The 3,302-nt window shown below is 57.5% G+C and carries 2 protein-coding genes and 3 pseudogenes; all 5 read left to right on the top strand.

The window, feature by feature from the left end:
* Window positions 1-267, top strand: a pseudogene (locus EN991_RS22860) (sensor histidine kinase); the annotation flags it as partial.
* A gap of 446 nt (window positions 268-713) precedes the next feature.
* On the top strand, window positions 714-1,172 hold the full coding sequence (locus EN991_RS22855; protein WP_127366958.1) for a BA14K family protein: 459 nt from the start codon (window positions 714-716) through the stop codon (window positions 1,170-1,172).
* Between the two features lie 676 nt (window positions 1,173-1,848).
* Window positions 1,849-2,157, top strand: a pseudogene (locus EN991_RS41050) (DUF1236 domain-containing protein).
* Between the two features lie 234 nt (window positions 2,158-2,391).
* Window positions 2,392-2,490 (top strand): annotated as a pseudogene (locus EN991_RS22840) (transposase); the annotation flags it as partial.
* A gap of 602 nt (window positions 2,491-3,092) precedes the next feature.
* The coding region (locus tag EN991_RS41045) for a metallophosphoesterase (protein WP_245461046.1) at window positions 3,093-3,302 on the top strand (210 nt) is incomplete at its 3' end.

Here is a 3,302-nt window from a genome sequence, read left to right as displayed (position 1 = left end):
ATCAAATATGCCTTCCCTTTGGAGAAGGCGAAGGCGTTGATCCAGGTGACCTACGAGACCGATGGCAGCGACTGGAAGCTGACGGTCTCGGACAATGGAGCCGGCAAAGCCGCCGTCGAGGCGCCAAGCGGGGGCCTCGGAACCGCCATTATCGAGGCGCTGGTCAAGCAGCTCGAGGCCAAAGTGGAGATCATCAGCGACGCCGGCGGCACCAGCGTGTCGGTGACCAGGGCGACGTTCACCTCACGCATACCGCGGGCGGCGTAGCCTTTGCACGACATTCGGGCCAGTTCCGCCAGCCGTGGAACCACTCGCTGCCGCTTCGCTCCGCTGCCGCTTCTCCAGCCGGCCTCTCTTAGCTGAACAGCCGATGCCAGTCGCGCCGGCGGCTCAGCGCTCGCACCGAGTGACGAGAATCTCGCATCGCAAGTGCAATTTGTCGTCCTGTACCCGAAGTGACGTTCGGGGTCGTGTTGGCAGCAATAGTCGTCGCACTCTTAAGTCGTGAAAGCCGTTTTAACTCCGCCGCACCATTAACGGTCATTTCGCTTCTCCCAGAGTATTGGGCACGCATAAAAATAATTCCAAGCGACAGCTTGCCGGAATGTACAGCATATAAAGTTCGCATTCCCTTGAAGCGCAGACGGAACCACAACGCGATTAAATCGTTTTAAAGTCATAAGGGACGTCAACCACCCCTTCAAGGAGAAGAAATGATAAAGATCGTATCGGGTTTGCTGGCGGCCACATTGTCAGTGTCTTTCGCCGCCGCCGCCGCCATGCCTGCCGCCGCCGCCGGGATATTCCTGCCCCAAGCGCCATCCGCTTCATCCGATGTGCGGGCGGTCGACTACAAGCCGTGGATGAAGCACCGGGGCGTCCACCGCAATCGAAATTTTTCGCAAAATGATGGCACCACTTGGAATGGCCATCGCGGCTATCGTGACTATCATCGCGGCTATCGCCGCCATGGCGACTACTGGTTTCCCCTGGCGGCATTCGCCACTGGCGCGCTGATCAGCAGCGCGATCATCAACAACAACCAGAACCGTGTCCACCGAGGCGATGCCCATGTGGAGTGGTGCTACGACCGGTACCGGAGCTATCGCGCTTCGGACAACACGTTCCAGCCCAACTACGGCCCTCGTCAGCAGTGCAATTCGCCCTACTGATAAAGCATGAGCCGATGCCGTCTCAGGCAAGCCCGCTACCGCAAGGTGGCGGGTTATTCTGCACATTGCGTAGATCGAGCCATTCTGGCGGTGTGGTGGTGCAGGATTTCGGGCCCGACACGGCGTGGCCCGCAATGTACTTAAATGCCTGCGCTCTTCCAGCCGAATTATAAATCCATCACGGCGGAACAAGAACGGCGCACAATCGTTTTCTTCAAAAGTGATAGTTTTTCTTTATAGACAACTAAAGATAAAGGGTGCCGTTTTGAACAGCATTATTTGGATAGTCGGAGCTGTAGTTATCGTACTAGCGGCACTCAGCTTTTTTGGCTTGCGTTAAGCCGCTCACCTGACGGCAGGCACAAGAACACAAATCATCAAAAGGGCGGCAAGCGGCGAACATGGCCGGGAGCACTCATAGGAGGCGAATATGGATATCACGACAATTCTGGTCATTGTTCTTATTGTCATTCTGCTAGGCGGCGGCGGCTTCTATGGCCGTGGGCGCTGGTACTAAACCGCGAAGATCACTGTCGGGACCTCGGTCCGACACCCAACTTAGTCAGCCCGCGTCCTCAGCCAGGGGCGCGGCTAGCCATTTGGTTTCGCGACGAGATCCAGCCAACCCGGTCGCCCGCGAAGCCTTCAAAGGCGAAGCCCATCGCAGTAGCTCATAGTGAAGAATTATCTTATCGCTGCCGCCGCCGGTCTGTCCTCGTCGCCGGTATTGGTGCGGCCATCGCAGAGGACGTCATCGTGGTTGCTCCCAAACAGCAGACCGACCTACGCGAATACTGCACAAGCAGCATCTTGCGTCGATCAGCCTGCCGGGCGTCGAACTCAATGTCGGTTCGGCTCTGCCCGACACCATCGAACCTGCATGCGATCGACGTGCCCAACGTGAGATACAAGTACGTCGTCGTTGCAGATCACGCGATTCTGGTTGATCCGGATTACCCGCAGGATCGTGCAGGTTATCGATTGACCAGCCCTCGAAGGAACAAACGCCTTGCTGATGTGTTGATAGACACATCGAACACCTTGAGTGTTTGGTCGCTAAAAAGTCCGCTTCCAAAGTCCCCCTCTGGAGTGCGGGTTTTTTGCGCCTCCCACCCTACCCATGCCGGTGTGCCTTCCGATCCGAACTGGTCGTTGGGAGGGTTTCCAGAAACCTTGCCCAAGGGGCTGAGCACTCCGATGGCGCCAAGGGCGGCCGGCCGGCCGCCCTGATGCGATGATGATGTTCAAGGTCCTGGTTCTGCAGGCGCTCTGCAGTCTCTCGGACGACCAGGCCGAGTTCCAGATCCATGACCGACTTGATTCTGTGCAGGTCGCCGTCCGGCGGCCGCATGTGACGTAACCGACCTCTGTCCGCTTTGGGCCAATCCAGGCCCCATGTCATCGAGTTGAACGTCCGGAATTTGCTCAGCGTGCCCAGAAGCTGCCAACCTGCTTCCGGCCCACTTCGGTCATTCACGGCCGATAGCCGAAGTGAGCCATTGCTGTTGACGTCGAAAACACATGGGCCGCCACTACATGTTCGCCTTTTGTGCTTCGAAAGTCGCATACAGAGGCAGACTTGAATTCGTGCAATAATTCAATCTGTTCGCTTGAGGTCGCAGGCGAGTTCCGTTGCGGCCGAGATTACCCGTAGCATCTGGGCATCCGGCGCTGCAGTCGCTCCGATAGATTGCCCCCAGACAGGCTCCCGGGTTCTAAGGATCAATCGCGATCCCGAGAATGTTCGACATTCGGGCGGTGTTTTGCAACTCCCTGTCAACGCGAAATGGCCTCACCCCGGCACATAGCCAAGAACCTTGCTCAAGGGCGACCTATACCCGAACGCCAACACCCCTATCTTGAGATTTTCCTGTCGAGCCGCGGTCGAACACTCCTATAGTTGTGACCGGAGACTTCCCCATGCCATTTCGATTCGTTCACACCGCCGACATTCATCTCGACTCGCCGCTGCGCTCGCTGGCCCTACGAAACGGCGACCTTGCCGAACTCGTCGGAGACGCCAGTCGCCAAGCGTTTGTCTCGATCGTCGATCTCTGCCTTGCGGAACGTGTCGATGCGCTGGCCATTGCCGGCGATCTCTACGACGGCGATCAGACGTCGATGAAAACC

This window comes from Mesorhizobium sp. M7A.F.Ca.US.005.03.2.1, from assembly GCF_003997795.1.
Lineage (GTDB): Bacteria > Pseudomonadota > Alphaproteobacteria > Rhizobiales > Rhizobiaceae > Mesorhizobium > Mesorhizobium ciceri.
The sequence above is the reverse complement of the archived record's forward strand: the minus strand, read 5'-3'. Positions and strand labels throughout refer to the sequence as shown.

Coding starts and splice junctions, on each gene's coding strand:
- EN991_RS22855 (WP_127366958.1), top strand. CDS start 714: ATGATAAAGATCGTATCGGGTTTGCTGGCGGCCACATTGTCAGTGTCT.